Genomic DNA, 23,013 nt, shown 5'->3' on the forward strand with positions numbered 1-23,013 from the left:
GGGACAAAGAAATCACGACCGACCTGCCAAACACACCCTATGCTGGCACCTACATCACCACGCATGGTTATGCATCGAGTTCGGCGGTCACGGACGGCAAGGGTGTGTTCTTCTTCATGGCCAACGCCGGAGTGTTTGCCTTCACTCTCGATGGGAAAAAGGTCTGGGATGTGAGCGTCGGCGAGAAGCCTCACCCTTGGGGCGTCGGCACATCGCCCATCCTGTATGGCGACCTGCTGATCGTGAATGCGGCGCTGGAAAGCAACCAACTGCTCGCCCTTGATCGCAAGACCGGCAAGACCGTGTGGACTGCCAAAGGCTTCCCAGCTTCATGGAACACGCCGACGATCGTGAAGGTGGAAGGTCACGATGAACTCGTGGTCAACTCCAGCGGCATCCTGCGCGCGTTTGACCCGAAAGACGGCAAGGAACTGTGGTCATGCGAGAGCATCAAGGGCGCGGAGCTTTGCCCCTCCGTCGTCGCGCATGACGGTGTCATCTTTGTCATCGGCACCGGCGGCAAAGCTCTCGCCGTGCGCGCTGGAGGGAAGGGGGATGTCACGGCGACACACATCGTCTGGCAGGCACAGAAGGGATCGAACGTCGGTTCGCCCGTGTATCACGACGGCCATCTGTACTTCGTCAACGACACACGCGGCACAGCGACCTGCCTCGATGCGAAAACCGGCGCGGTGGTCTATGAGCAGCCCATGCTCAAGGAAAAACGCGACCGCTGGTATGCGACACCGCTGCTCAGCGGCGACCGTCTCTATTACACGAGCCGACAGTCCGGCACCGTGGTGCTCGCGGCAAAGCCGACGTTTGAAGTGCTGGCGACCAATGTCATCGCCGGAGACGACAGCGTGTCCAATGCCAGCCCCGCCGTTGCCGACGGCCAGATTTTCCTCCGCTCCAACAAATATGCCTACTGCTTCGGCAAGAAATGACACTCGATGAAGTCATGCAAGCGCTCGCCGCCATGGCCAGCGCCACCACCAAGAAGACGCACATGCGTCATGGCGCACCCGAGCCGATCTTCGGTGTGCGCATTGGCGACATGAAGCCGATCCGAAAGCAGATCAAAGGCGATCAAGAGCTTGCCATGCAGCTTTACGCCACCGGCAACTCCGACGCGATGTATCTCGCCGGTCTCGTGGCTGATGGCCGCAAGATGACGCGCGCACAGATCGAGCGCTGGGCCAAAACATCCGTCTGGCACATGCACTCCGGCTACACGGTGCCATGTGTGGCGGCCGAGCATCCCGATGCCATCGACATCGCGCTGAAGTGGATCGATTCACCGAAGGAATCCATCGCCGAGTCTGGCTGGGCCACGCTTTCGAACGTGGTGACGACCACGCCCGATGAAAAACTGCCGATCAAGCAACTCGACACGTTGCTCACTCGCGTGGTGAAGACGATCAAGTCGTCCCAGAACCGGGTGCGTTATGTGATGAACAACTTTGTCATCTGCTGCGGCACCTATGTGGCCCCGCTTGGTGATAAAGCCATCGCCACCGCCCGCAAGCTCGGCCGCGTTGAGGTGGACATGGGCAATACTGACTGCCAGGTGCCGGATGCGGAGAGTTACATCCTCAAAAGCCGTCGCGGTTTGCCGGTGGCGCCGAAACGCAAGACGACGCGCTGCTGATTTCACTCGGCGATCCACACCGGCGTGCCCACCGGCACGAGATCGAACAGCTCGATCACCTCGCGATTGCGCATGCGCACGCAGCCGTGGCTGCCGGGCCTGCCGATACCGTGCTCGTCGTTGGTGCCGTGGATGTAGATGTAGCGCTGAAAGGTGTTCGCATTCCGCGGTTCCAGTCCATGCAGCCAGAGGATGCGCGTGAGCACGAAGTCGGATTTCGTGTCCATGCCCGATGTCCACAGGCCCACAGGCTGCCGCGACTTGAAAATCGTGCCGCATTCCGCACCATCGCCGTGCTTTTCCTTCACCACGAAGCTGCCCAGCGGCGTCTTGTTGCTGCCCTCGGCGAACCCGATGCCGAACTTGGACGTGGAGCAGGCCCATTCCTTGACCAAACGCGCACCGTCGAACAAACGCAGGCGTTGCGTGCCGATGCTGACTTCGAGGCGTGGGTTGGTGAGGTTCATGGGTGATGTTAAACGATTCGACTCACACCACCAGCCGACCTTTGCGTTTTGAAATCGAAATCGTGGCCTTGGTGCCCGAATTGAACTCCAGGAAGTCGTGCTCGATCCCGTCGCTGAAAATCACGCCGTTTTCACCCATCAGCGATTCGAGCACCAGCGGCTGCTGGGGTGTGACTTTGCCAAAAATGAGCGACGTGCCCGTCGTGTTGCTCGGAAACGGCTCGCGGACCGTGAAGAAGAGGTAGTTCGACTCCCACGGAAATTTTGTGTCCTGGGGTTGTGCTGCCTCCGCGCGACCAGAGGCCACCGCTACACCGGCTGCACCGGCCATGAGGCTCTTGAACCAGCCCGTGGAGCCGAGACCGGTCGAAACGATCACACCACTCGACGAATGATTTTCCGCCGCCTTCCCGCTGGCGATGCGATAGCGCGCAGAGCCGTGTGATTTCATGCCGATGAACAAATCGTTCACCGCGCACAGGCTCAGGCCCGTGTTCAGCTTTGCCTCCGCCATTGTGACCTCGCGCTTCGGGCGGCCACCGCGCAGCACCTCACGCATCACCTTCTCCAGATGCTCCACATGAAAGGGTAGCAGTTGTCCGTCCCAGCGTTTCGGGTCGGGATTCACGCCCACCAGCGGCTGGCCGTTGAGATATTTCAACGTGTTCGCCACCAGCCCGTCCTGGCCCAGCGTCACCACGATGTCCTGCTCACCAAACACAAAGTTCGGTAGAAACGCCCGCTGCACCACCTGCACGCGACCCAGCTCGCTCATCGTGTGCTGCGCCTGCGAGATCGCTTGCTGGTAGGCCGCGTCCTCGCGTTCGTAGTCGCTGAAATCACCGCCGAGATTGCTCACATAAAACCGCGCCTGCGATTTCGTCGCAAACTTCGCCTTCAAGTCCGCCAGCCGCGTCGCGCGCACGACGAGGATGATCTTCGTTTCCGTGAGCCGGTTCATTTTCTCGGGGCAGGCTTGTCCAGCAGCTCACGCAGCAGATCCGGCGAGATATTGAGCTGGCCGATCTTGTCCGCCTTGCTCGCCAGCTCCTGAAACGCAAACGCGATGAGCTGCTCCGGCTTCATGCCCGATGTCGCCAGCGCCTGCAGCACGCTCGCATCCGCGCTCGCCAGCGCCTTCATCGTCGTGGCGATGCCATAACCACGCGCATCGGCCTCCGCCTTCGCATTCTCCGCCGCCAGCGCCACCAGCTTTTTGCGCTCGTCTTCGAGTCCGATGTTCGTTTCGAGCTGTGCACGCTCCAGTTGCGCCTGCTTCTCCTGCACCGCTTTCTCCGCATCCATCTGCGTCTCGCGGATCTGCCGTTTCTTGTTCTCCACCGCGATCTCGGTGTTCAGCTCGTTCTCCTTGATGCCACGCTCCTGCTCCACCGCCGCATTGCGTCGCGCATAGATCGCCTCATCCGCACCACGCAGCAGTTGCTCGCGCGTTTCCGCTTCCAAAGCACGCGCCGTCTCCGGCGTCGGCTTGATCGCCAGCAGCGACAGCCCCAGCACCTCCAGACCGAGCGCCGCCAGCTCCACCGACGTGCCGAGCTGGCCGCGAATCGCCGTCACCAGCGCCTCCGAGGCCCGCAAAGCCTGCTTTAACGACAACTTCTCGATCTCCGCCCGCGCCAGCACATGCACGAGATTAATCACACGCTGCGGCAGCTTCTCCGGGTCTTCCGACGCATAACCGCGCCCGCTCGGCTCCAAAGTGAAGTCCATCAGCCCCGCCACCTTCTTCGGCTCGGCAATGCGGTAAGTGATCTGCCCCTGCAAGCTCACGCTCTGATAATCTCCCGTCTGCTCCTCAAAAATAAACGGCACATCCGTGCTCCCTACCGGCACTGCGACGAGCGAAGTCGTGGGCGAGTAATAGAAGAACGAAATCCCCGTCCCCTCCCGCACGACCTTCCCGCCGCTGTATTGAATGACATGAGTCGTGGGAGCAATCTTGATGAATCGAAGGCCGAACATGGTGTGTGGATGGGTTGAGGTTGATGGGAATGTTTGAGGTCAATAAGGCGGAAGCAAGCGCCGAAATCCATGCAGGAGCACGATGACGAGAAAGAACAGGTTCCGCAGCAAAGCGGCAGGCCAGAACACCCGTGGCGGCTCCCCATGAGTCTGCGCCATGCGGCGGATGAAGCTCACCGAGCGCGGCCAGTCGCAGATGCCAGCGATCCAGGCTGATGGAATGCCTTGCTCGCCCACCTCGGCTCCGCAGATGCCACCAGCGATGGCGGCCACGCTGTCCGTGTCGCCACCACAGGCGATGATTTCAGTCAGCATGCGCTCAAAGTCGCCGCGATGCCGCAGCCAGCCATACAAGGCCACCGCCACCGAGTTTGGCGCGAATCCGCTCACACCATGCCCGCAGGCGATTCGCGTCGCATACTCGCTGACGCAGGAGTTCTGCATCAAAGCCGACTCCAAGACCGCGAAATGCTCTTTCATGATGTCGCTCGTCAGAAGCGGACGCAAAGCATCGAGCACGTCGCGCGTTTCTGCGCCCTTCGCAGCCAAGGCTGCCGCTTCCGCCACCAGCAGCGCGGATTCCTCCGCTCGCGGATCTGTATGTGTCACGCGACAGGCGGCGAGGGCGACTTCGCGGCGCTTCTCGCTGTCATCGGCCAGCACCGCACCCACGATGGCGCTGCGCATCGCCGCGCCGTTTCCAGCCGATCGCACACCTGATCTCGATGCCGGAAAACCCAGCCACAGTTTCCCGATGGCTCGTGCCGTGCTCAGCCCGACACCCGCAGGCAGCGCCGCCAGCCACCAGCGTAACTGGCCGCCAAAATCACGTTGGAGCGCTTTCACATCCTCCGGTTGCCGCCGCAGCGCCGCCGCCAGCATCAGCGTGTGCTCCGTGTCATCGCTCAACATTCCGCGTCCCATGATGAACCGATGACGAAGACCGCCCTCCACCCAACGCTTCGCCTTCCTTCTCACCAAACCCTCCGTCGGCAGCCCGAGCGCATCACCCACCGCCGTGCCAAGCAGGCAGCCGAGAATGGAGTGCGATATGTTCATGAATTTGGTTGGCAAAAAGATGTGTGGCAAAATATGGCTCAGAAGGATTTCATTTTTAGCCGTCCATCTTTTTGCCATCAATCAGGGCCTCATACCGCGCCCGATCCGCCGCGCTGAAGCAGCAGAAAATCACTCTTTGAATCGAACAAGGTGTCTCCAGGAAAGTCTGCGTTGCATCCACCGCGATTTCCGCCGCCTGATCGGCTGGGAATCGATACACGCCTGTCGAGATGCACGGAAACGCGATGCTTTGCAGTCCGTGCTCCGCCGCGAGGCGCAGGGAGTTTGTGTAACAGGCCCGCAGTTTGTCAGCTTCACCGTTACGCCCGCCATTCCACACCGGACCGACCGTGTGAATGATGTGTTTCGCTTTGAGCCGGTGGCCTTTCGTGATCTTTGCCTCTCCAGTGCGGCAGCCGTTCAGCATCCGGCACTCGGCGAGCAGTTCCGGCCCAGCGGCACGATGGATCGCACCATCGACGCCACCGCCGCCGAGTAGCGACGAATTGGCTGCGTTCACGATGGCATCGACATCGAGACTGATGATGTCGCCTTGGAGGGTTTGGAGCTGTGAGATCATGGAATGAATTTTTTACACCGCGAGAGATTGGAGATACGCAAGAGACTCAAAATCAGACCTCTCGCGATTCTCCAATCTCTTGCGGTGTAAAGGTTAGGTTGTCTGGGAATTGGATGAAACTCACTGGCACATGCTCGACGAGCCACACGCCGTTCGTGCTGCGGTAGAAGACATGCCCAGCCGCGTGCATCTCCCCGGCGAGGATGGTCAGCAGTGCTGGCTTTCCGTGCCTAGCACCGACCTCCAGCGTCATCTTCGTCTCGGCGGAGAGATGCACATGGTTGCGCTGCATTTTGAGAAGTCCCTGCGTGTGGATGGAGTCGAGAAATCGTGTCGCGGTGCCGTGGTAGAGCATGGGTGGCGGCACCATCGGCACATACTCCAGCTCCACCTCCACCGAGTGCCCCTGACTGGCACGGATGCTCAAACCATCCGCGCTGAACTCGAATCGCTTCTTCGCATTCGTGACGACGATGTGCTCCAGATCAGCTCGTGAGAGTGGTTTGCCTGCTCTTTGGCATCCGGCGAGCAATGCCTCGACCTGCACCCATCCGGCGGAGTCGAGCGTGACATGCGCCGCCGTTGGCTCATGACGCAGCACGAGGCTGAGGAGCTTGCTGGCGCTGGTGGTTTGGGAAAGAGTCATGGGGAGAAGTTAAGAGTGATGGGTTATGGGTTATGGATTATGAGTCAGTGAGTTGTCAGGCAGCCCCAACGGGGCGGGATACCAAAGCCCAGGGCAAGCGAGCCTTGGCGAGCACCGCCCTGGGGTGGTGTGTGCGAAGAACGGAGCCCTGAAGGGGCGAGACATGCGCCGCCGCGATTCATGATGGTCTTCAATCCCACACATAGGCTTCGTTGTAGTCGATTTGGTAAAGCTCCAGCAGTTTGCGAAATTCGTCCTGAAACGTCCTCGTCTTGTGATGCTCCGCTTGGTTGCGGATGTAATGCGTGACCGTCTCCACCTGTGACGCACTCACCGAAAAGGCCCCATAGCCGCCCTGCCACGCGAAATGAGGCTCTCCGCCCTCCTGCTTCATCCACTTCGAGGACTCCACCTTCACCGCCTTCACCGCATCCGCGAGCGTGACCGTGCGTGACAACCGAAATAGCACATGCACATGATCCGGCATGCCACCCACAATGAGCGCCGGGCAGTCGATGGCATTCAGCGTGCCCGCGAGGTAAGCGTACAGTCGCGGTTGCACCTCAGCACCGATACAAGGCACCCGATCCTTCGTGGAAAAGACCAGATGCAGATACATTTGAGCGAGTGATTGCGGCATGGTGGTAAGGGAGCGTTGAGGTGGTGTGCGGTGTCAGGTTGTCTCGCCCTTTCAGGGCTTGTTCATCGTTTCGCCGTTACCCAGGGCGGCGCTCGCTATCGCGAGCTTGCCCTGGGCTTCGTTGTACTGCCCCGTTGGGGCTGGTGAAGGATTGTGTGACCTCAATGAGGCCGATGATGTGTTGGTTGAACTCCTCCAGTTCCTCTGCTGGCACCCACAGTTCGCGGTGCATGGCTCCGCCAACGACTTGCTCGGTGTAGCGACTCAGGAAGTCGGCATCGACTTCAAAACGTGTTACAAAGCCGGAACCAGAGGCTGGGACGTTCCAGTCGCGGGCGATCTGGATGGCGTAGTCCTCGTTCATCACGGGATAAAAGATGGGCTGGTCACGCAGACGCGGTGGAAAGGACTTCCAGCCGCTTTGTTCGATCAAGGCGAGTTCCTTTGGGCCGACAGGCCGATAGAGAGTGGTGGGCTTCATGAGTTGGGATGGCAAAAAGATGGGTGACTAAAGATCGCGCAGGATGGATTCCATTTTTAGCCGTCCAGCTTTTTGCCGGTAAAGGTTTGGAAGAGGAGGTTCAGATCATTCTGCCGAGGCAATACGGCCATCCACTCTGCCGGAATAGCCTCTGCGCCGTAAAACACACCTGCAAGGCCGCCCGCCACGCAGCCGGTGGTGTCGGTGTCGTCGCCGAGGTTCACGGCTTTGAGAACGCATGCGGAAAAGCTGTTCGTGGTGAGTAGGCACCAAAGCGAGGCCGTGAGTGTGTCGATGACGTAGCCGCCGGACTCGATCTTGTGCTCAGGCACCTCGACGATGGTGTCCTTCATCACATGGGCAAAGTGGCTGAATTCAGAGCTGCGCTCGTATCGGCCCGCGAAGCAGGCTTGGGCCTGACTGAGGGCATCTTGAGGACTCAAGCCTGCTGTGAGTGCCCGGACCATCATCCCGTAAAACACGCAGGCCATCTTCGAACGTGCATGAGCGTGTGTGATAGCCGAGGCACGCTCAAGCCGACTTGAGAAGTTTTCTTCATCCAGGTGAAGACCGTCCAGAACCACCGGCAGGATGCGCATGATCGAGCCGTTGCCGTTGCTGTACTGATCCTTGCATCCAGCTTCTTCGGCAGGTGTGCCGAGGCTGATGCGATCCAGAGCGGTGCGAGTGGCGTTGCCAATGTCAAAGACAAGGCCATGGGCACCCCAGTGGCCCAGATCGAACCACTTCAAGAAGCGTTCCCCCATGTCCTGGGGATCAAAGCCCTTTTCGGCAAGGCTTTCCACAGAGCACAGCAGCAGCGATCCATCATCACTCCAGGTGCCCGCAGGCTGGCAGTGCATACCGCGTGCTCTCATGCCAGTCACTGGATCAGCCTTGCGTGCTGAGCGGGAACTAAACTCCACCGGCACGCCAAGTGCGTCGCCGACTAGCGAACCGTAGAGGCCACCGAGGATGCGGGATGTCGAGTTCATCGGTCGATTCCGACTGCCAGAGCAGCCGCCTCGGTGGAGGGTTGGTAGATGTGCTCGACGGGAGTTACGAGCTGTGCGAAGCCGTCGGCGGCATGTGTTCGCTGTTCGCGAACGAAGGGTGTGATGTCCTCGATGCCGAGCAGCGCTTCGGTGCCGTAACGCCGAAGCATTTCGCCCCGCAGTCCGAGTTGGACGGCGCGGCGTTCGACCGAGTTACCCAGTGGATCATGATCGGGGTCCCATTGGAGGCGAACCTCCGATGATTGGAGGGATGTCTGCCAAACTTCATGCGTGGGGCAGTCGCTAGCACTGAAAGTGGAGGCGACGGCTTTTTCGAGAATTTCATCAAAGAACGTCCGACGCAGGCGAACGGCCAAAATGTACTCCTGACCTTCTTTGGCTGCCCAACCGGAGCGGTACATCATCCAGAGGAAATTTGGCTTGATCCAGCTCATGCGGGAAAAGCTGAAGTCACCGCCAAACCGCTGATTCTCGATGGCATAACGAGCAATCGAGGGGCGATAGGCTTGATAGACGAGGATCGAATCCGTATCGAACTGCGCCATGATGTGGTGACCTGTGCGTGGCCACACGCTGAGTTGTTCGAGATACGGCTTGGTGATGAGTGTCATGAGTGATTCAGTTTTGGCTGGCAAAAAAATGGATAGGCAAAAAGATTCAGAGTCTCAGAGGTTGGGGATTTTTTTGCCTGCTCATCTTTTTGCCTTTGAAGGTTTGGAAAAAGCTGAGAGGTCGTTCCCATCATGAGTTCTGTGGTTTCAAGCCACGCGTGAAAGCGAGGAGGGAGAACATGACGAGGCCGAGGATCAAACCGGGGTCGGTGATGGCGAGGACGCGCTCGGGGTGGCTTTCGTTGGTGACGATGTGGTGGTGCGCTGGTTCGTGCGGGTGGTAGCGGACTTGGAGATGAGCCGGATTAGCGGCAAGGCGAGTGTGGGTGTAGCGACTGATGCGCTCGCTGAAGGTGTGGGTTTTGCCCTCCTGCGTCGTGAAGCTGTAGGTGACGTTGATGAGGCGATGGGCCATGAAAGCATCCTCGGTGCTGAGGATTTTCGCGGGCACGACTTTGCCCACGCGGTCCAGCTCGACGTTACGCGCCTGAAACCAGCGACAGACGATGCCAACGATCAGGCAGACGCCGCACATGATGATATAGAAGTGGGCGGACTTGAGTAACTGGAGGGTCGTGGGGCGTGCGTTCATAATTCAAACAGGAAGCCCTTCTTCTTCAGGCGCTCATACTTCACGGGATCAAAGCGGAAGAGCTGGGCGGGGCGGTGGGGGCCGTCTCGGTGAGTTTCTTTGAGAGAGACGAGGAGGTCGTAGCTGAGGACTTTTTTGCGGAAGTTGCGTTTGTCGATGTCGGTGCTGAGGACGGCTTCGTAGAGGCGTTGGAGCTGGGTGAGGGTGAACTTGAGCGGGAGAAGCTCGAAGCCGATGGGCTGGTAGGTGAGCTTGCCGCGCAGGCGGGTGAGGGCTGTGGCGAGGATGTCGGCGTGGTCGAAGGCGAGCGGCGGGATGGCGCTGACGGGGAACCATTTGGCCTCAGCGGCATCCGTGGCGGCAGCGGTGGTGTGGTCGGCGGGTTTGGTGAGGGCGTAGTAGGCGACGCTGACGACACGCTCACGCGGATCGCGCTTCACGGTGCCGAAGGTGTAGAGCTGCTCCAGAAAGACCTCTCGGAGGCCAGTTTCCTCCTCCAATTCGCGGCGGGCGGCGTCATCGAGCGTTTCATCGACACGGACGAAGCCGCCGGGCAGCGCCCATTTGTCTTTGAAGGGCTCCAGACCGCGCCGGATGAGCAGCACTTGCAATTCGCCGCCATCAAAGCCGAAGACAACGCAATCGACCGTCAATGCGGCGCGCGGATATTGGTAAGTGTGCTTCACACACGATTAATCGTGTGATACGAACACGAAGTCAAATAGTTGGACTGCCATTTTATGGAGAACCGACGATTCGTCGGCCAAAGAATCTTTTTTGGCCGACCAATGGTCGGCACTCCGTGTGTTCCCCCGTCGAGAGACAAGCCTCCACGTTCTGGCGAACGTGGCTACTGGCCAGCCCGCCCTTGCATCCGGCCTGTAAGCCCTTACTATCGCGGCCCTTTTTCAACCACCCCAAACCTGATACCATGAGCACCCTCAAGAACGTCGCCATCGTCGGAGCCACCGGCGCTGTGGGCGCGGAGATGATCCGCTGCCTCGAACAGCGCGGGTTTCCCGTCGGCCAGCTTACCCTCCTCGCCTCCGCACGCAGCGCCGGGAAGAAGCTGAAGTTCAAGGGTGAAGACATCACCATTCAGGAACTCACACCAGATTCGTTCAAGGGCATCGACATCGCGCTGTTCAGCGCCGGCGGCGGCATCTCGCGCGATTTTGCCCCGCATGCGGTGAAGGCCGGTGCCGTGGTGGTGGACAACTCCTCCTACTTCCGTCAGGACCCAAACGTCCCGCTCGTGGTTCCAGAGATCAACGCTGCCGACGTAAAACTGCACCAGGGCATCCTCGCGAACCCGAACTGCACTACGGCCATCTCTTTGATGGCGCTGTATCCGCTGCATCAGGCCTTCGGCGTGAAGCGCATCTTTGCCAGCAGCTATCAGGCCGTTTCCGGCACCGGGGCACAGGCCATCGAAGAACTCGCCAACCAGTCCCGCGAATGGGCCGGCCAAAATCGTGCCTGGGATGCCGCGAAGCTCGACAGCAAGCCACACGTCTATCCGCACCAGATCGCCTTCAACGCCATCCCGCAGGTCGATTCGTTCCTCGACAGCGGTTACACGAAGGAAGAGATGAAGATGGAGAACGAAGGCCGCAAGATCATGCACCACGACAAGTTCCGCGCGTCGGTGACCTGTGTGCGCATCCCGGTCTTCCGCGCCCACAGCATCGCCATCAGCGCCGAGTTTGAAAAGCCCGTCACGGTCGAAGCTGCACGCGAAGTGCTCAGCAAGGCCCCCGGTCTCGACATCCTCGACGATCCCGCGAACAAGGTCTATCCGCTCGCCCTCGATATCGCCGGCCGTGACAACTGCGCCGTCGGCCGTCTTCGCATGGATTGTGCCCTCGACAATGGCCTCGCCTTCTGGGTCGTCGGTGATCAGCTCCTCAAAGGCGCGGCGCTGAACGCCGTGCAGATCGCGGAGTGTTTGCTGTGAGCAGTTGTTGAACCCAGTTTCAACCAAGGGCCACACATGCCTTGATGTTGCGTCACGCCCACATCTTCCGGTCCAGCGTGCGGTAGCCGATGGCTTCGAGGACGTTGTCGGCGATGATTTTGTCGTGACCGCCAAGATCAGCGAGAGTGCGGGCGACCTTGAGGATGCGGTCGTGGGCGCGGGCGCTGAAGTTCATCTCGGCCATGGCGTGTTCGAGGCAGCCGGCGGCTTCGCTGTCGAGTTCGCAGTGCTTTTTGATGAGACGCGGCGTCATGGCGCTGTTGGTGTGGACGCCGGGATGTTTGGCAAAACGCTCCTGCTGAAGCTGGCGCACGGTTTCGACGCGTTGGCGGATGGGATCGGAGGCTTCGCCACCCTCTTGCGCAGCGAGTGCTTTGTAATCGACGTGCGGGACTTCGACGTGGAGGTCGATGCGATCCAGCAACGGGCCGCTGATGCGCTGGCGATAGCGTTGAATCACCGGCGGGCCGCAGCGGCATTCGCGTTTGTGATCGCCGTAGTAGCCGCAGGGGCATGGGTTCATCGCCGCCACGAGCATGAACTGCGCTGGGAACGTGACGGTGCCTGCAGCGCGTGAGATGGTGACTTTGCCATCTTCGAGTGGCTGACGTAGCACTTCGAGGGTGCTGCGGCGGAATTCGGGGAGTTCGTCGAGAAACAGCACGCCGTTGTGAGCGAGACTGACTTCGCCGGGGCCGGGATTGGTGCCGCCACCGAGTAAGCCGGCATCGCTGATGGTGTGATGGGGTGAACGGAACGGACGCGTGGCGACGAAGGCGCTGGATTCACTGAGCAAGCCGGCGGCGCTGTGAATTTTGGTGGTCTCGATGGCTTCCTCCTCGCTCATGCCGGGCATGATGGTGGCGATGCGTTTGGCGATCATCGACTTGCCGGTGCCGGGCGGCCCAATCATCAGAATGTTGTGTCCACCAGCCACAGCGACTTCGATGGCGCGTTTGGCATCGCCCTGGCCTTTCACATCGCAGAAGTCGATGTCGTAATGCGAGGCGGCGGCGAAGAATTCGGTCGCACGGCAAGGCTCGGGGGCGATTTCGATCTCGCTTTTGAGGTAATCGACGGCTTCACGCAGATTGGCGACGCCGATGATGTCGATGCCAGCGACGACGCTGGCCTCGGCAGCAACACGTTTGGGCACGAGGAGGCGTTTGCGGCCTTGCGCGCGTGCTTCGAGTGCGACGGCGAGCAAGCCGCGCACGGGACGCAGTTCGCCATTGAGCGCGAGTTCGCCGATCATGGCCGTTTCACTGAGCACCGCGATGGGAATGCGGGCGCGATGGGCGATGAGCGAGATCGCGATGGGCAGATCGAAGCCGGGGCCTTCTTTTTTGATGTCCGCCGGAGCGAGGTTCACGGTGGTGACACCGTCGTTCATGATGAAGCCACTGCTGCTGATGGCGGCGGTGACACGCTCGCGGCTTTCCTTCACCGAAGCATCCGGGAGACCGACGATGAACATCTTCGGATTGCCGCCCGCGTCGTGCGATTCGATTTCGATCTCGACAGCGTTGACGCCGACAAGCGTGGCGGAGTAGGTGCGGGCAACCATGGCGTGATGATGAGATGCGCTGCCACGCGTGCAAGCCGGGAGATAACGGCAGCCTACCGCCGCTTCTTTTTCTTCCGCCCGGTGAGGATGGCACGGGCGCGGGCTTCGTCGTCGAGGACGGTGGTGAAGGTGTAATTGAAGTTGTCGAGCTTCCGGCGCTCGATCTTCTGGCCGATGAGGCGCTCGATGGAGGCGACGTTCATGACTTCTTCGGCGGAGAACAAGGTGAAGGCATCGCCTTCCTTCTGGGCGCGGCCGGTGCGGCCGATGCGGTGGACGTAGTCTTCCGAGTGCTCGGGGACCATGTAATTGATGACGTGGGTGACGCCGCTGACATCAATGCCGCGAGCAGCGAGGTCGGTGGCGACGATGATCTCGAATTCACCGCTGCGGAAGCCCTGGAGCGCGCGTTCGCGGTCTTTCTGGCCGATGTCGCTGTGCATGACGGCGGCCTTGTATTCGCCGAGGCGGTCGATGGCGGCGAAGACGTGATCGGCTTGGGCTTTGGTGCGCGTGAAGATCATGACGCTCTCGAAATGCGTCTGCTTGAGGATGGCGAGGAGCAGCTCCTCGCGCTGATCACCGGCCACGGGATACATGTAGTGGCTGACGGTCTCAGCGGCGGAGAAGCGGATGCCCACTTCGACGCTTTCGGGGTCTTTGAGGGCGAAATCAGCGAGGTTCTTGATCTGCGGCGGCATGGTGGCCGAGAAGAACAAGGTCTGGCGTGATGAGGGTGTTTTTTCGACGATGCGACGCACGTCAGGGAGGAATCCCATGTCGAGCATGCGATCGACTTCATCGAGGATGAGAACCTCGACGTTGCGCAGATCGGCGATGCCTTCGCCCATGAAGTCGAGCAGTCGGCCCGGTGTGGCGACGACGATATCAACGCCTTCCTGAAGGCCGCGACGCTGTTTTTCATAGCCGACGCCGCCGTGGACGAGCAGGACGCGCAGGCCGGTGTGTTTGCCATATTTTTCAAACTGTTCGACGACCTGGGCGGCGAGTTCGCGCACGGGTTCGAGGACGAGAACGCGGAATTTTCCGGGAGCGCCGAGACGTGTCAACGTGGGCAGGGCAAACGCGGCGGTCTTGCCGGTGCCGGTCTGGGAGGCACCGACGACATCCTTGCCGGTCAGGATGATGGGGATGGATTTTGCCTGGATCTCCGTGGGCTTTTCGTAACCCGTCTCACGCACGGCGGCGAGGACGGCAGGCGATAGGCCAAGAACTTCAAAGGCTTCCGGGTAAGGACCTGCCGGCACTGGCGGCGGTGCGGGTGGGGCGACGGGCGTGTGATTTTCACGCACCGGCTTCTCCTCGCGTGGGCCGCGATCACGCGGCGGACCGCGTCTGTCATCACGCTCAGGACCGCGTGGCGGACCACGACGGCCATCGCGCTCTGGGGGGCGCTCACTGCGCTCGCGTGGTGGCCGGGCATCGCGTGGCGGCCGTGGGGCATGCTCGCGTGGCTTGTCCTCATGCGGGCGCTTGTGGGCGTGGATGGTCGCGGGGTGGTGCGGGTGGTCTTTCGCATGCTCTTTGGCCGCTGCCTTGGCTGCATCCTTCTTTTTGTCTCCGCCGATGACGCGTTTCAAGCCGGCTTTGAAGCGGCTGAACAAGGAGGGTTTCTTCGGGGCGTGGTCGGTGCGGCGGGGGGTGGTCACAAGCGTGTCTGGAGGGATGGACGGGGCTTATCGGCCAGTTTGCGGGACAATGCAAACCCGCAGACTGCCGCCGGGCCTGCCTTACAGCTTCATCGCGTAATGCACCTGACGGGCGACTTCCTCGAAGCCGCAGCTCGGATAAAGGTGCTGGCCGATGGCATTCGAGGCCATGGTTTCGATCTGCGCGAGCTTCATGCCCTGCTCGCGCATGTAGTCGAGCGCGTGCTGGATCAGGCGGCGGCCGAGACCCAGGCCACGGGCACTTTCCACCACGGCTAGGTTCGGAATACGGCCCCGCGCATTCACCTGGTCGAGTCGCATGGTGATGAAACCGAGGATCTCGCCGCCGCGCTCCGCCACAAAACAGCCTTCACGGCACTGTAACACGTCGCCGTCGATGTGATCGGCCTTGCGCGCTTTCCAGTCACGCCCATGCCAGAGGCCAAATTTGTGCTCCAGCATCTGCTCCAGAGCGACACTGCCAAAGGATTCCACCGTAATGCGCCGGAGCTGGGGTAGATCCTTGTCCTGATAGGCGCGAATGAGAAGCGGTGAGTCGTCCATGATGGGCAATGATTGGCAAAACAGGCGAAAGGGAGGGCAGGCAGGACGGTTGAGCAAGGCATCTATTGTTCAAATGGCACGGGTCTTGCGAAACAGACGGTGGGTGGGTGGCGTTGAGAACAGTGTAATTCAGCGTTGCGAACATCTTGGTTTATATCATTCTTCTGGCCCATGGCACTTTTTAGCCGGACTTCTCAAAACTCTCAATCCACGACCTGCCTAATCAGGGCGGCTTGGTGTGTTCTGCTGGCCGGATTGCTCAGCCAGTGTACCACGGTGCCGAAAGGCGAGGTCGTCGTCAGTGTGAAGGATCAGAAGATGGGCATCTACGATCAGGGCAGACTGACGAAGCAGTATGTCATCTCTACCTCGAAGTTCGGCATCGGCGACCAGAAGGGCAGCTACCGCACGCCGCTCGGGAAACATGAAATCATCGCCAAAATCGGCCAGGGACTGCCAGCAGGTGCGGTTTTGAAAAGTCGCCGATGGAATGGCGAAGTGCTCAAACCCAATGCTCCTGGCCGTGACCCCATCGTTTCACGCATCCTCTGGCTGCGCGGCATGGAGCAAACCAACAAAAATGCCGCCAACCGTTTCATCTACATCCACGGCACCACCGAGGAAAATCGCCTCGGTCATCCTGCCAGCTATGGCTGCGTGCGCATGGGCATGAAGGACGTCGTTGATCTCTTCAACAATGTAAGCGTCGGCGCCAAGGTCGTCATCACCAAAGGTGCCCTGCCTCGTGGTGAACCTGAAAAAGCTGCTGCCGAAGCCTTGGCTGACGATGGTTCCCCGTCTCTCACTGCTCCTGCCACCAGCGCCCAGCCAATCGAAATCGCGAAACTCGTGCCCACCGAGGGCGAAAAACAGCGGGCCGTGGAGAATGAAGCCAAGTCGAACAAGACCGGACCGAACAAGACCGGACCCAAAAAGCCGGTTCATAAATCGAAGTCGCCAGCCAAGCCTGAAGCGAAAGTCGCCGGCCAAACTTCGACGAAGGCGAAGGCCAAAGCCTGAGCGCGGCGCGTGGATTCAGCCACGCACGACCTCAAACGTCGGCAGCGATTCAAGCAACGACGGATTTGTCTCCTGCTTCATGCGGCGCATGACTTCCAAATCTCGCGGCGCAATGACCACCCGCTGCTTGTGAATGCCGCTGTCAAAAACCTCACTCTCCACCCAGCGCGGTGACTCACGAAACGCCGCCTGCGAGGGAAAATAAACCGCCGTGCGGCCCACATTCACGTCGATCAGTTCCGACGCGACCTTTCCCGTGAGATGACAGACGCCGACGATGCTGCCCAGCTCCACCGCACGAGCGGAGGCACAACGATCCACGCGTTCGACACCGAGAATCGTATCCGTAGTGCTCGGAACGAGCACCACATCCACTCCGGCGCCACGCAGTCGTGCGCTGATCTCCGGAATTTCAATATCGAGACAGATCACCACCGCAAAGCACAGCCCCGCGAACTCCCAGAGGCGCAGTTCACTTCCCGGCGTGAACACGGATTCCCACGGCGTGAGATGCAGCTTGTCCTGATGCAGGATTTGGTCGCCCACAAAGATCGGCGCCCGGTTGTGCAGCGCTCCGCGCTCCGCATCCCAAAACGGCACCGTGCCCAGCACGACCGCCTTGTCCGGCCGATTGAGCAATGAGCGCAACGTCAGAAACAACTCATTCCAGAACACCTCCGCCACCCGCTGCGGCGACCTGGGTTCTACCAGCGGCTCCAATCCCATCCAGGTGTACTCCGGCAGCACCACGAGGTCCGCACCCTCATCCCACGATGTCTCGACGCACTCCACCACCGCCGCCGCAAACGCAAAAGGCGACTTGGCGGCAGCACCGGGATCGAAAGTGCAGAGATCGAGTGTGAGCATGCAGTCGCATACTCTGTGCCTCATTTCCCACACCCGCAACTGCCGCCGCAACCGGGCTTCTTGCGGCGTTTGGCCGCACGAGCGATGAAAAGCGCCACCGTGACGATGATGACTGCGACGGCGGCGATGGATTGCCAGTTTTCGTTCATAAGCGTGTGTTCAGTAGCCCAAAGCGCTGCCGATCTGGAAGATGAGCAGGCTCAATAGATACGCCGTTCCGGTCATGTAGCCGAGCTGAAACATCGCCCATTTCCAACTGCCGGTCTCACGCTTCACGATGGCGATGGTGCTGACGCATTGCATGGCGAAGACGTAGAAGACGAGCAGGCTGATGCAGACGAGCGGCGTGTAAACGAGACGTCCGTCTGGGCGGCGTTCGGCGGCCAGCTTGTCGCGCAATGGAGCAAGATTGTCGTCATCACCACTTTCGACGGCATAAACGACCGACATCGTGCTGTTGAAAACCTCGCGCGCGGCGAAGCTGCCGATGAGGCCGATGCCGATCTTCCAATCGTAGCCAAGCGGGGCGATGGCGGGCTCGATGAGCTTGCCAGCGCGACCGGCGAAGCTGTGTTCCATCTGCTGTGCTTTGTCATCGCCAGAGGTTTTGGGATAGGTGGACGCGGCCCAGATCAAAATGGAGATGCCGAGGATGATGGTTCCAGCACGCACGAGGAACATGCGCGCGCGCTGCCAGACATGCAGCAGGATGGATTTGAGCGCCGGCATCTTGTAGGACGGCATTTCCAGGATCATCGGGCTGGCGCTGCCTTTCATGACGAACTTGTTGAACACCCAGGCGAAGAAAAAGGCTCCGAGCGTGCCGAGTGCGTAAAGCCCGAGCATGATCCCGGCCTGCACGAAGGCACCCACCTCGCCCACCGGGAACAGCACGCCGATGAGCAGCGAGTACACGGGCAGACGCGCCGAGCATGAGGCCAACGGCGCAATCAGGATGGTGATGAGCCGATCCTTCGGACTGTCGATGGTACGCGCGGCCATGACGCCGGGAATGGCGCAGGCATACGAGCTGAGGAAGGGCAGGAACGATTTGCCGTTGAGGCCGACCTTGCTCATCGCCCAGTCCATGATGAAGGCGAGACGCGACATGTAGCCGGTGTCCTCCATGATGCCGATGAAGAAGAACAGGATCAGAATCTGCGGCAGGAAGATGACCACGCCGCTGACGCCGGGCACAACACCGTTCACGATGAGATCGCGGAAATCGCCCGCTGACATCAATCCTTCCACCCACGCGCCAAGCTGGCCGAAGCCGACCTCGATCCAGCTCATGGGGCCTTCGGCGACCTTGAAGATGAGGAAGAACAGCAGGCCGAGCACGAGCAGCAGATTCACCAAACCAAGCACGGGATGTAGCAGGATGAGGTCGAGCTTGCTGGTGATGTTTTCGACCTCCTGATCGGGGCGTTGCAAGACTTCGCGGCAGATGGCTTCGATGCTGTGATAGCGCTCGGCGACGAGCTGATCCTCCCAGCCGGGCAGATCGGCCTCCATGCGCATGCGCAGCTCGTGGATGCGGTTGATCTGCGTGTCGGCGATGCCGTAGTGCGTGGGGTCGTGGTCGGAGAGCAGGTAAAGCGGCTCCAGCAACGAAGCGCGGCTGTGGATGGCTCCGGTCTGGCACAACGGGCCGCGGCTTTGCTCCAGCGCGTGGCGCACGCCGTCGGGCAGCACGGCGCTCTGCCAATGCGGCAGCGGCAGGTCTTCACGACTCAGCGCGAGCTTGAGTTCGATGAGGCCCTGGCCGCTGACGGCCTGCGTTTGTACCACGGTGACACCGAGCAGCGCCGCGAGCTTCGCGGCATCAATGCGCCACTCGCGCTGCGCCGCCACGTCGATCATGTTGAGCACCAAAATCGTCGGCAGGCCGAGTTCGAGCACCTGGGAGACGAGGTAAAGATTGCGCTCCAGATTGGCGGCATCGACGACGCAAACGACGCGGTCTGGCCGTGGCGTTTCGGGGCGGCGGCCCAGCAACACATCACGCAGCACGGCTTCATCCGGCGAGCGGGCATTCAGGCTGTAAGCGCCGGGCAGGTCGATCAGGCGCAGCTTTTTGCCGTGCTGGGAATAGCACTCGCCGATCTTCTTCTCGACGGTGACGCCGGGGTAATTGGCCACTTTTTGCTTCAAACCCGTGAGCAGGTTGAACAGCGTGGTTTTCCCGGAGTTCGGGTTGCCCACGATGGCTATAAGAGGTGTCTCGGCAGCGGCGGCACTCATGCAGCGGAGATGGCGATGAAGGCCGCCTCGTGGTTGCGCATGGAAAGATGGGAGCCGCGTACGCAAATCTCGATCGGCTCACCCAGCGGCGCACGGCGGGTCACACGGATGGGGGTACCAGGCACGATACCCATCTCACGCAGACGAGTCAGACCAGAACGCCCGGTGGGCATGGCCTGAACGATGGCAGCGGTGCCAACAGGCAATTCGGCAAGGGTGGCGGCAAACATGGTAGGAAAACGGCGTTGCAACTGAGACTCTGTCGCAAACTTTGGCCTGAGATTAACCAGAAGCGCTGTTCTGGCAATTGCGGACTTGCGGCGGATTTTGCGTTCACCCCGCAGCCCTCACCGCGTCAGCCGCTCGATCACGAACTTCGCGGCCAACTCGCTGATTTCCTCGATGGATGGCGTGCATTCGGTGCCGTAGCCGTGCGTGCCGTTTTTCACCTCGGTGTCGAGAATGGAGTTCATGGTTGGAATCGGACGCGCGCCAGATAAATGGCGGTCGGTTGGTGTTCTTGGCTGGTGGGTTGCGGATTGCCGTCTTTGTCTTCGTGGTTGGAATAGTAGCTCAGACCTCAGTAAACGACCTCATTCTGGCGGTTTGATTCACCAAGTTGGATTCCCTGGATTGCTTCGAGTTGGCTCACCGCTTGCCGAATTGGCGGGGTTGATTTCTTGACCTCACTCGCTCGCTTGGAAGATGGATTCGCCCTTCTTTCAATCGGCTGCTTTGGGGCAGCCGATCTTGCCCACCGATAAACGCAATCCGTTGTTCACCCTCTACCGCACGGTCTCGGGCGAGGCGAAGATGATCCATGTCTATTACGGTTTGGAGTTGCTTGAGGTCGTCGCGGATGACCGGCTCGACCCGATGTTCCGCTGCATGATCGCGCGGCTCTACAATGCGGGGCTCAAGCTCAAGTCCTTGGTCGAGGTGTTTGCGCTCGATCCTAAAACCATCCGCAGTTGGGGCGCGGCTTTGAAGTCCCGCGACCCGGCCCGCCTCCAGGCCATGCTCTTTGGGCCGCATGCTGCGCGCAAGCTCACGGCGGCTATTGAGGGCTATGTCATCAAGCGTTTGCCGGAGTTGCTTGCCGATAAGTGCAGGGACTTTCGCGCGACGCTCCAACGCGAGATCGAAAAGTTTTTCGATACTCGTCTCTCGGGCGAAACGCTGCGCTTGGTGATCGCCTCCGCCAAATCCAAGTCTGCGGCTCTCGCTCGCTTGGCTGATGACGCGGCCTTCGATGACCTCGCAGATGACCCTGACGTCGTCTCATCGAATGAAGGCTGCAATAACGTCAATGCCGAGCACACCGCCGCGCACGCCGCCGAGCAAGCCGCCGAGCAAGCCGCCGAGCAAGCCGCCGAGCACACCACCGAGCACACCACCGAGCACGCCGCCGAGCACGCCGCCGAGCAAGCCACCGAGCACACCACCGAGCAGTCTGCCGTGCCAGCCGAACATCACCTTGAGCAACCCACCGAGCAGGACCGTAAGGACGTTGTTGCGGCGTTAGGCAACGAGGTCGTTGGTCACCCACCATCACCCGCTGCGTCGGACATCAATGGGGCTGCAAGCCCAGTGCCAGCGAGGATCGAGGCCTCTAGCGCCAGCAAGGCGACTCCCTTTTCGACTCCCTTTTTTTGAACTTGGCACCAGGAGCCACCCGGCTCTGCGACCACGCCGGAGTGCTGCTCTTTGCCCCCACACTCATCGCTGTGCGCGAGGTCTTGCCGGAGCCTTGCCCGCTGCTGCCCCAGTGGCTGGCGGGCCTGTTGCTCGGTGCCCTCAACATCGAGCAAACCAAGTATCTCAACGCCAACGATCTGAGCCTGCTGCTCGGCCCCGTCACCCGCACGCTGGGACGCCAGCGCGACCGGCTCTACGAGCTGGCCACTGAAGCCGACACCGTGGGCGCTCTGCTGCGTTGGAACTTCGCCCAGCTCGGCATCGAAGAGCGTGCAGGCAATGACTTCTACCTCGACCCGCACACCCAGCATTACACCGGCTCGCAACAAGTGCTCAAAGGCTGGTGCGCCGCCATCCGCTGGGCCGACAAGCTCATCAACAGCGACTACAGTCCTGCTCATGTTCAGCCGTTGGGTGCAAGAGAACGACTTCAAATACCTCGACAAACACTTCGGCATCAACCAGCTCACCAGCTACCGCAGCATCCCGTATGAGCAACTGCGCGACAGCCTCACCGACCGGCAAGTGCCCAGCCAGCAGTGGCAAACCAAGCAGCGCGAAGCCAAAGCACTGCAACAGAAAAAAGCCCGCCACCTGCAAGCCGCCGACACCGCCCAACGCCAAGAGCAGCAGCGCCAGCAACGGCTCAGCGAACTCGCGCAACACATTGAGTCGATAGTCGTTGATCAAGCCCCAAGCGATGCCGCAATCGACGCAGCAAGCGACGCCGCAATCGACGCCGCAATCGACGCCGCAAGCCACGCGGCAAGCCACGCGGCAAGCCACGCAGCAAGCCACGCAGCAAGCGACACACCAAGCCCCAGCACAGACGGATTAAACGCCCAGCCAAGCGAGGCCAGCGGCCACGCCAACGCAGCGCTGCGCAGCGAGCAAAGCCGCCTCAAACAAGCCAGCAAGCGGCATCAAAAGTACGCGCAGCAACGCGCTCAAAAGATCGACGAACTGCACCGCGAACTCGAAGCCAACCAAGCCGCCAAAACCAGCATCGGCAAAAGCGTCTCGCGCATCGACGCGCTGGTCGAGCAGCAAATGGTGCGCATGGACACCCGCAGCAAGACCCTGATGGACACGCTGCGCATCATCGCGCGCAACGTATTTTACCGCAGCCTGCACAGCTTCAAGCAAGCGTATAACAACTACCGCGACGACCACGACCACTGGCGCGAATTGAGCCGCAGCATGGGCATCGTGCATGCAACCGCCGAGGGAATCGAAGTGCATCTCATCCCGCGAGTCAACCACCCGCCCAAGCTCGAAGCGCTCATGCGCCAAGAGCTGGAGCGATGGAACACCGCGCACAGCAGCGCGAACCTGGACGGCAGTGGCCGCCGCATCGAACTGCGCTTGGCGCAACGCGACGAAATCGAAATCAAACTGCACCGCCCCCCGCCATAAAAACCCGCCGGAGCCACAAGTCAGGCGGCGCGGAGCTAACCAAAAAAGGGAATCCAATCTGCGGGCATAAAAGGCAAATATGAGGTCGTTTATTGAGGTCTGAGGGTGAAGCGGAACTCCCAACGCTAAACAAATCACTAGTTCTGCTTTGTTAGGAGGTTGAAGCCTTCGCCGGAGCAACTTTTTCCCGTTTGCGTTGGCGTTTGAGGGCGTTGGCTGCCGCACGACGACGTTTCTCGTGGCGACGCTCGATGCGCTCGATC

The 23,013-nt window shown here is 60.5% G+C and carries 27 protein-coding genes; 7 read left to right on the top strand and 20 right to left on the bottom strand.

The window, feature by feature from the left end; translation table 11 throughout:
* Together ACKVY0_RS19905 and ACKVY0_RS19910 are read left to right on the top strand one after the other, a co-directional pair.
* A partial coding sequence (locus ACKVY0_RS19905) for a PQQ-binding-like beta-propeller repeat protein (protein WP_409216593.1) occupies positions 1-947 on the top strand: 947 nt, incomplete at its 5' end.
* Positions 944-1,651: a DNA alkylation repair protein gene (locus ACKVY0_RS19910; protein WP_409216594.1), complete on the top strand. Its 708-nt coding sequence runs from the start codon at positions 944-946 to the stop codon at positions 1,649-1,651. The genes ACKVY0_RS19905 and ACKVY0_RS19910, both read left to right, overlap by 4 nt.
* Before the next feature lie 2 nt (positions 1,652-1,653).
* On the opposite strand, the gene ACKVY0_RS19915 is transcribed toward ACKVY0_RS19910, so the two are convergent.
* From ACKVY0_RS19915 to ACKVY0_RS19970, 12 genes are all read right to left on the bottom strand, one after another.
* Entirely contained in the window at positions 1,654-2,118 is a 465-nt protein-coding gene (locus ACKVY0_RS19915) for a L,D-transpeptidase family protein (protein ID WP_409216595.1), read from the bottom strand.
* A gap of 22 nt (positions 2,119-2,140) precedes the next feature.
* Positions 2,141-3,079, bottom strand: coding sequence for a sugar kinase (locus ACKVY0_RS19920; protein WP_409216596.1), 939 nt, complete (start codon positions 3,077-3,079; stop codon positions 2,141-2,143).
* Positions 3,076-4,101, bottom strand: coding sequence for an SPFH domain-containing protein (locus ACKVY0_RS19925; RefSeq protein WP_409216597.1), 1,026 nt, complete (start codon positions 4,099-4,101; stop codon positions 3,076-3,078). The genes ACKVY0_RS19920 and ACKVY0_RS19925 overlap by 4 nt, the downstream gene beginning before the upstream one ends.
* A 39-nt stretch (positions 4,102-4,140) precedes the next feature.
* Positions 4,141-5,160 carry an ADP-ribosylglycohydrolase family protein gene (locus tag ACKVY0_RS19930; protein ID WP_409216598.1) on the bottom strand — a complete coding sequence of 340 codons (1,020 nt, stop codon included), beginning with the start codon at positions 5,158-5,160 and terminating at the stop codon, positions 4,141-4,143.
* 55 nt (positions 5,161-5,215) lie between these two features.
* Positions 5,216-5,740 carry an O-acetyl-ADP-ribose deacetylase gene (locus ACKVY0_RS19935; RefSeq protein WP_409216599.1) on the bottom strand — a complete coding sequence of 175 codons (525 nt, stop codon included), beginning with the start codon at positions 5,738-5,740 and terminating at the stop codon, positions 5,216-5,218.
* Between the two features lie 52 nt (positions 5,741-5,792).
* Positions 5,793-6,386 (bottom strand): RNA 2'-phosphotransferase, encoded by a 594-nt coding sequence (locus tag ACKVY0_RS19940; RefSeq protein ID WP_409216600.1) that lies wholly within the window; start codon positions 6,384-6,386, stop codon positions 5,793-5,795.
* A gap of 190 nt (positions 6,387-6,576) precedes the next feature.
* Positions 6,577-7,026 (bottom strand): IS200/IS605 family transposase, encoded by a 450-nt coding sequence (gene tnpA, locus ACKVY0_RS19945; RefSeq protein WP_409216601.1) that lies wholly within the window; start codon positions 7,024-7,026, stop codon positions 6,577-6,579.
* 76 nt (positions 7,027-7,102) lie between these two features.
* Positions 7,103-7,507: a hypothetical protein gene (locus tag ACKVY0_RS19950; protein ID WP_409216602.1), complete on the bottom strand. Its 405-nt coding sequence runs from the start codon at positions 7,505-7,507 to the stop codon at positions 7,103-7,105.
* Between the two features lie 56 nt (positions 7,508-7,563).
* Positions 7,564-8,502: an ADP-ribosylglycohydrolase family protein gene (locus tag ACKVY0_RS19955; RefSeq protein ID WP_409216603.1), complete on the bottom strand. Its 939-nt coding sequence runs from the start codon at positions 8,500-8,502 to the stop codon at positions 7,564-7,566.
* Positions 8,499-9,134, bottom strand: a complete 636-nt coding sequence (locus ACKVY0_RS19960) for a DUF4291 domain-containing protein (RefSeq protein WP_409216604.1) — start codon at positions 9,132-9,134, stop codon at positions 8,499-8,501. The genes ACKVY0_RS19955 and ACKVY0_RS19960 overlap by 4 nt, the downstream gene beginning before the upstream one ends.
* Before the next feature lie 130 nt (positions 9,135-9,264).
* Entirely contained in the window at positions 9,265-9,726 is a 462-nt protein-coding gene (locus tag ACKVY0_RS19965) for a DUF3592 domain-containing protein (RefSeq protein ID WP_409216605.1), read from the bottom strand.
* Complete coding sequence (locus tag ACKVY0_RS19970) at positions 9,723-10,412, bottom strand: NUDIX hydrolase (protein WP_409216606.1); 690 nt, start codon at positions 10,410-10,412, stop codon at positions 9,723-9,725. The genes ACKVY0_RS19965 and ACKVY0_RS19970 overlap by 4 nt, the downstream gene beginning before the upstream one ends.
* Before the next feature lie 245 nt (positions 10,413-10,657).
* Between ACKVY0_RS19970 and ACKVY0_RS19975 the strand changes: the two genes are divergently transcribed.
* Entirely contained in the window at positions 10,658-11,683 is a 1,026-nt protein-coding gene (locus ACKVY0_RS19975) for an aspartate-semialdehyde dehydrogenase (protein WP_409216607.1), read from the top strand.
* A 52-nt stretch (positions 11,684-11,735) separates the two neighbouring features.
* Here ACKVY0_RS19975 and ACKVY0_RS19980 read toward each other — a convergent pair whose 3' ends face one another.
* From ACKVY0_RS19980 to ACKVY0_RS19990, 3 genes are all read right to left on the bottom strand, one after another.
* Entirely contained in the window at positions 11,736-13,271 is a 1,536-nt protein-coding gene (locus tag ACKVY0_RS19980; RefSeq protein WP_409216608.1) for a YifB family Mg chelatase-like AAA ATPase, read from the bottom strand.
* A 53-nt stretch (positions 13,272-13,324) separates the two neighbouring features.
* Positions 13,325-14,941 carry a DEAD/DEAH box helicase gene (locus ACKVY0_RS19985; RefSeq protein WP_409216609.1) on the bottom strand — a complete coding sequence of 539 codons (1,617 nt, stop codon included), beginning with the start codon at positions 14,939-14,941 and terminating at the stop codon, positions 13,325-13,327.
* An 81-nt stretch (positions 14,942-15,022) separates the two neighbouring features.
* Positions 15,023-15,505, bottom strand: a complete 483-nt coding sequence (locus ACKVY0_RS19990) for a GNAT family N-acetyltransferase (protein WP_409216610.1) — start codon at positions 15,503-15,505, stop codon at positions 15,023-15,025.
* Positions 15,506-15,781: 276 nt separating this feature from the next.
* Here ACKVY0_RS19990 and ACKVY0_RS19995 point away from each other — a divergent pair, with 276 nt between their 5' ends.
* Entirely contained in the window at positions 15,782-16,525 is a 744-nt protein-coding gene (locus ACKVY0_RS19995; RefSeq protein ID WP_409216611.1) for a L,D-transpeptidase family protein, read from the top strand.
* Between the two features lie 15 nt (positions 16,526-16,540).
* On the opposite strand, the gene ACKVY0_RS20000 is transcribed toward ACKVY0_RS19995, so the two are convergent.
* The 5 genes from ACKVY0_RS20000 to ACKVY0_RS20020 all read right to left on the bottom strand — a co-directional run bounded on the left by ACKVY0_RS20000 (position 16,541) and on the right by ACKVY0_RS20020 (position 20,109).
* Positions 16,541-17,392, bottom strand: coding sequence for a nitrilase-related carbon-nitrogen hydrolase (locus ACKVY0_RS20000; protein ID WP_409216612.1), 852 nt, complete (start codon positions 17,390-17,392; stop codon positions 16,541-16,543).
* A gap of 20 nt (positions 17,393-17,412) precedes the next feature.
* Entirely contained in the window at positions 17,413-17,541 is a 129-nt protein-coding gene (locus ACKVY0_RS20005) for a FeoB-associated Cys-rich membrane protein (RefSeq protein ID WP_409216613.1), read from the bottom strand.
* A 10-nt stretch (positions 17,542-17,551) separates the two neighbouring features.
* Positions 17,552-19,636, bottom strand: coding sequence for a ferrous iron transport protein B (gene feoB / locus ACKVY0_RS20010; RefSeq protein WP_409216614.1), 2,085 nt, complete (start codon positions 19,634-19,636; stop codon positions 17,552-17,554).
* The gene (locus ACKVY0_RS20015) at positions 19,633-19,866 is read right to left on the bottom strand and encodes a ferrous iron transport protein A (RefSeq protein WP_409216615.1); all 234 of its coding nucleotides are present in this window, start codon (positions 19,864-19,866) and stop codon (positions 19,633-19,635) included. Before ACKVY0_RS20015 ends, feoB begins: the two co-directional genes overlap by 4 nt.
* 117 nt (positions 19,867-19,983) lie before the next feature.
* A complete protein-coding gene (locus ACKVY0_RS20020) occupies positions 19,984-20,109 on the bottom strand; it encodes a hypothetical protein (RefSeq protein ID WP_409216616.1) in 126 nt (41 codons plus the stop codon).
* A gap of 277 nt (positions 20,110-20,386) precedes the next feature.
* Between ACKVY0_RS20020 and ACKVY0_RS20025 the strand changes: the two genes are divergently transcribed.
* Genes ACKVY0_RS20025 through ACKVY0_RS20035 form a run of 3 tightly spaced genes read left to right on the top strand, consistent with a single transcriptional unit; the run spans position 20,387 to position 22,750 of the window.
* Complete coding sequence (locus ACKVY0_RS20025) at positions 20,387-21,292, top strand: hypothetical protein (protein ID WP_409216617.1); 906 nt, start codon at positions 20,387-20,389, stop codon at positions 21,290-21,292.
* A complete protein-coding gene (locus ACKVY0_RS20030) occupies positions 21,289-21,828 on the top strand; it encodes a hypothetical protein (RefSeq protein ID WP_409216618.1) in 540 nt (179 codons plus the stop codon). The genes ACKVY0_RS20025 and ACKVY0_RS20030 overlap by 4 nt, the downstream gene beginning before the upstream one ends.
* The gene (locus tag ACKVY0_RS20035; RefSeq protein ID WP_409216619.1) at positions 21,734-22,750 is read left to right on the top strand and encodes a hypothetical protein; all 1,017 of its coding nucleotides are present in this window, start codon (positions 21,734-21,736) and stop codon (positions 22,748-22,750) included. Before ACKVY0_RS20030 ends, ACKVY0_RS20035 begins: the two co-directional genes overlap by 95 nt.
* The last annotated feature ends 263 nt before the right edge of the window (positions 22,751-23,013 follow it).

The organism is Prosthecobacter sp. (assembly GCF_046154365.1).
Lineage (GTDB): Bacteria > Verrucomicrobiota > Verrucomicrobiia > Verrucomicrobiales > Verrucomicrobiaceae > Prosthecobacter.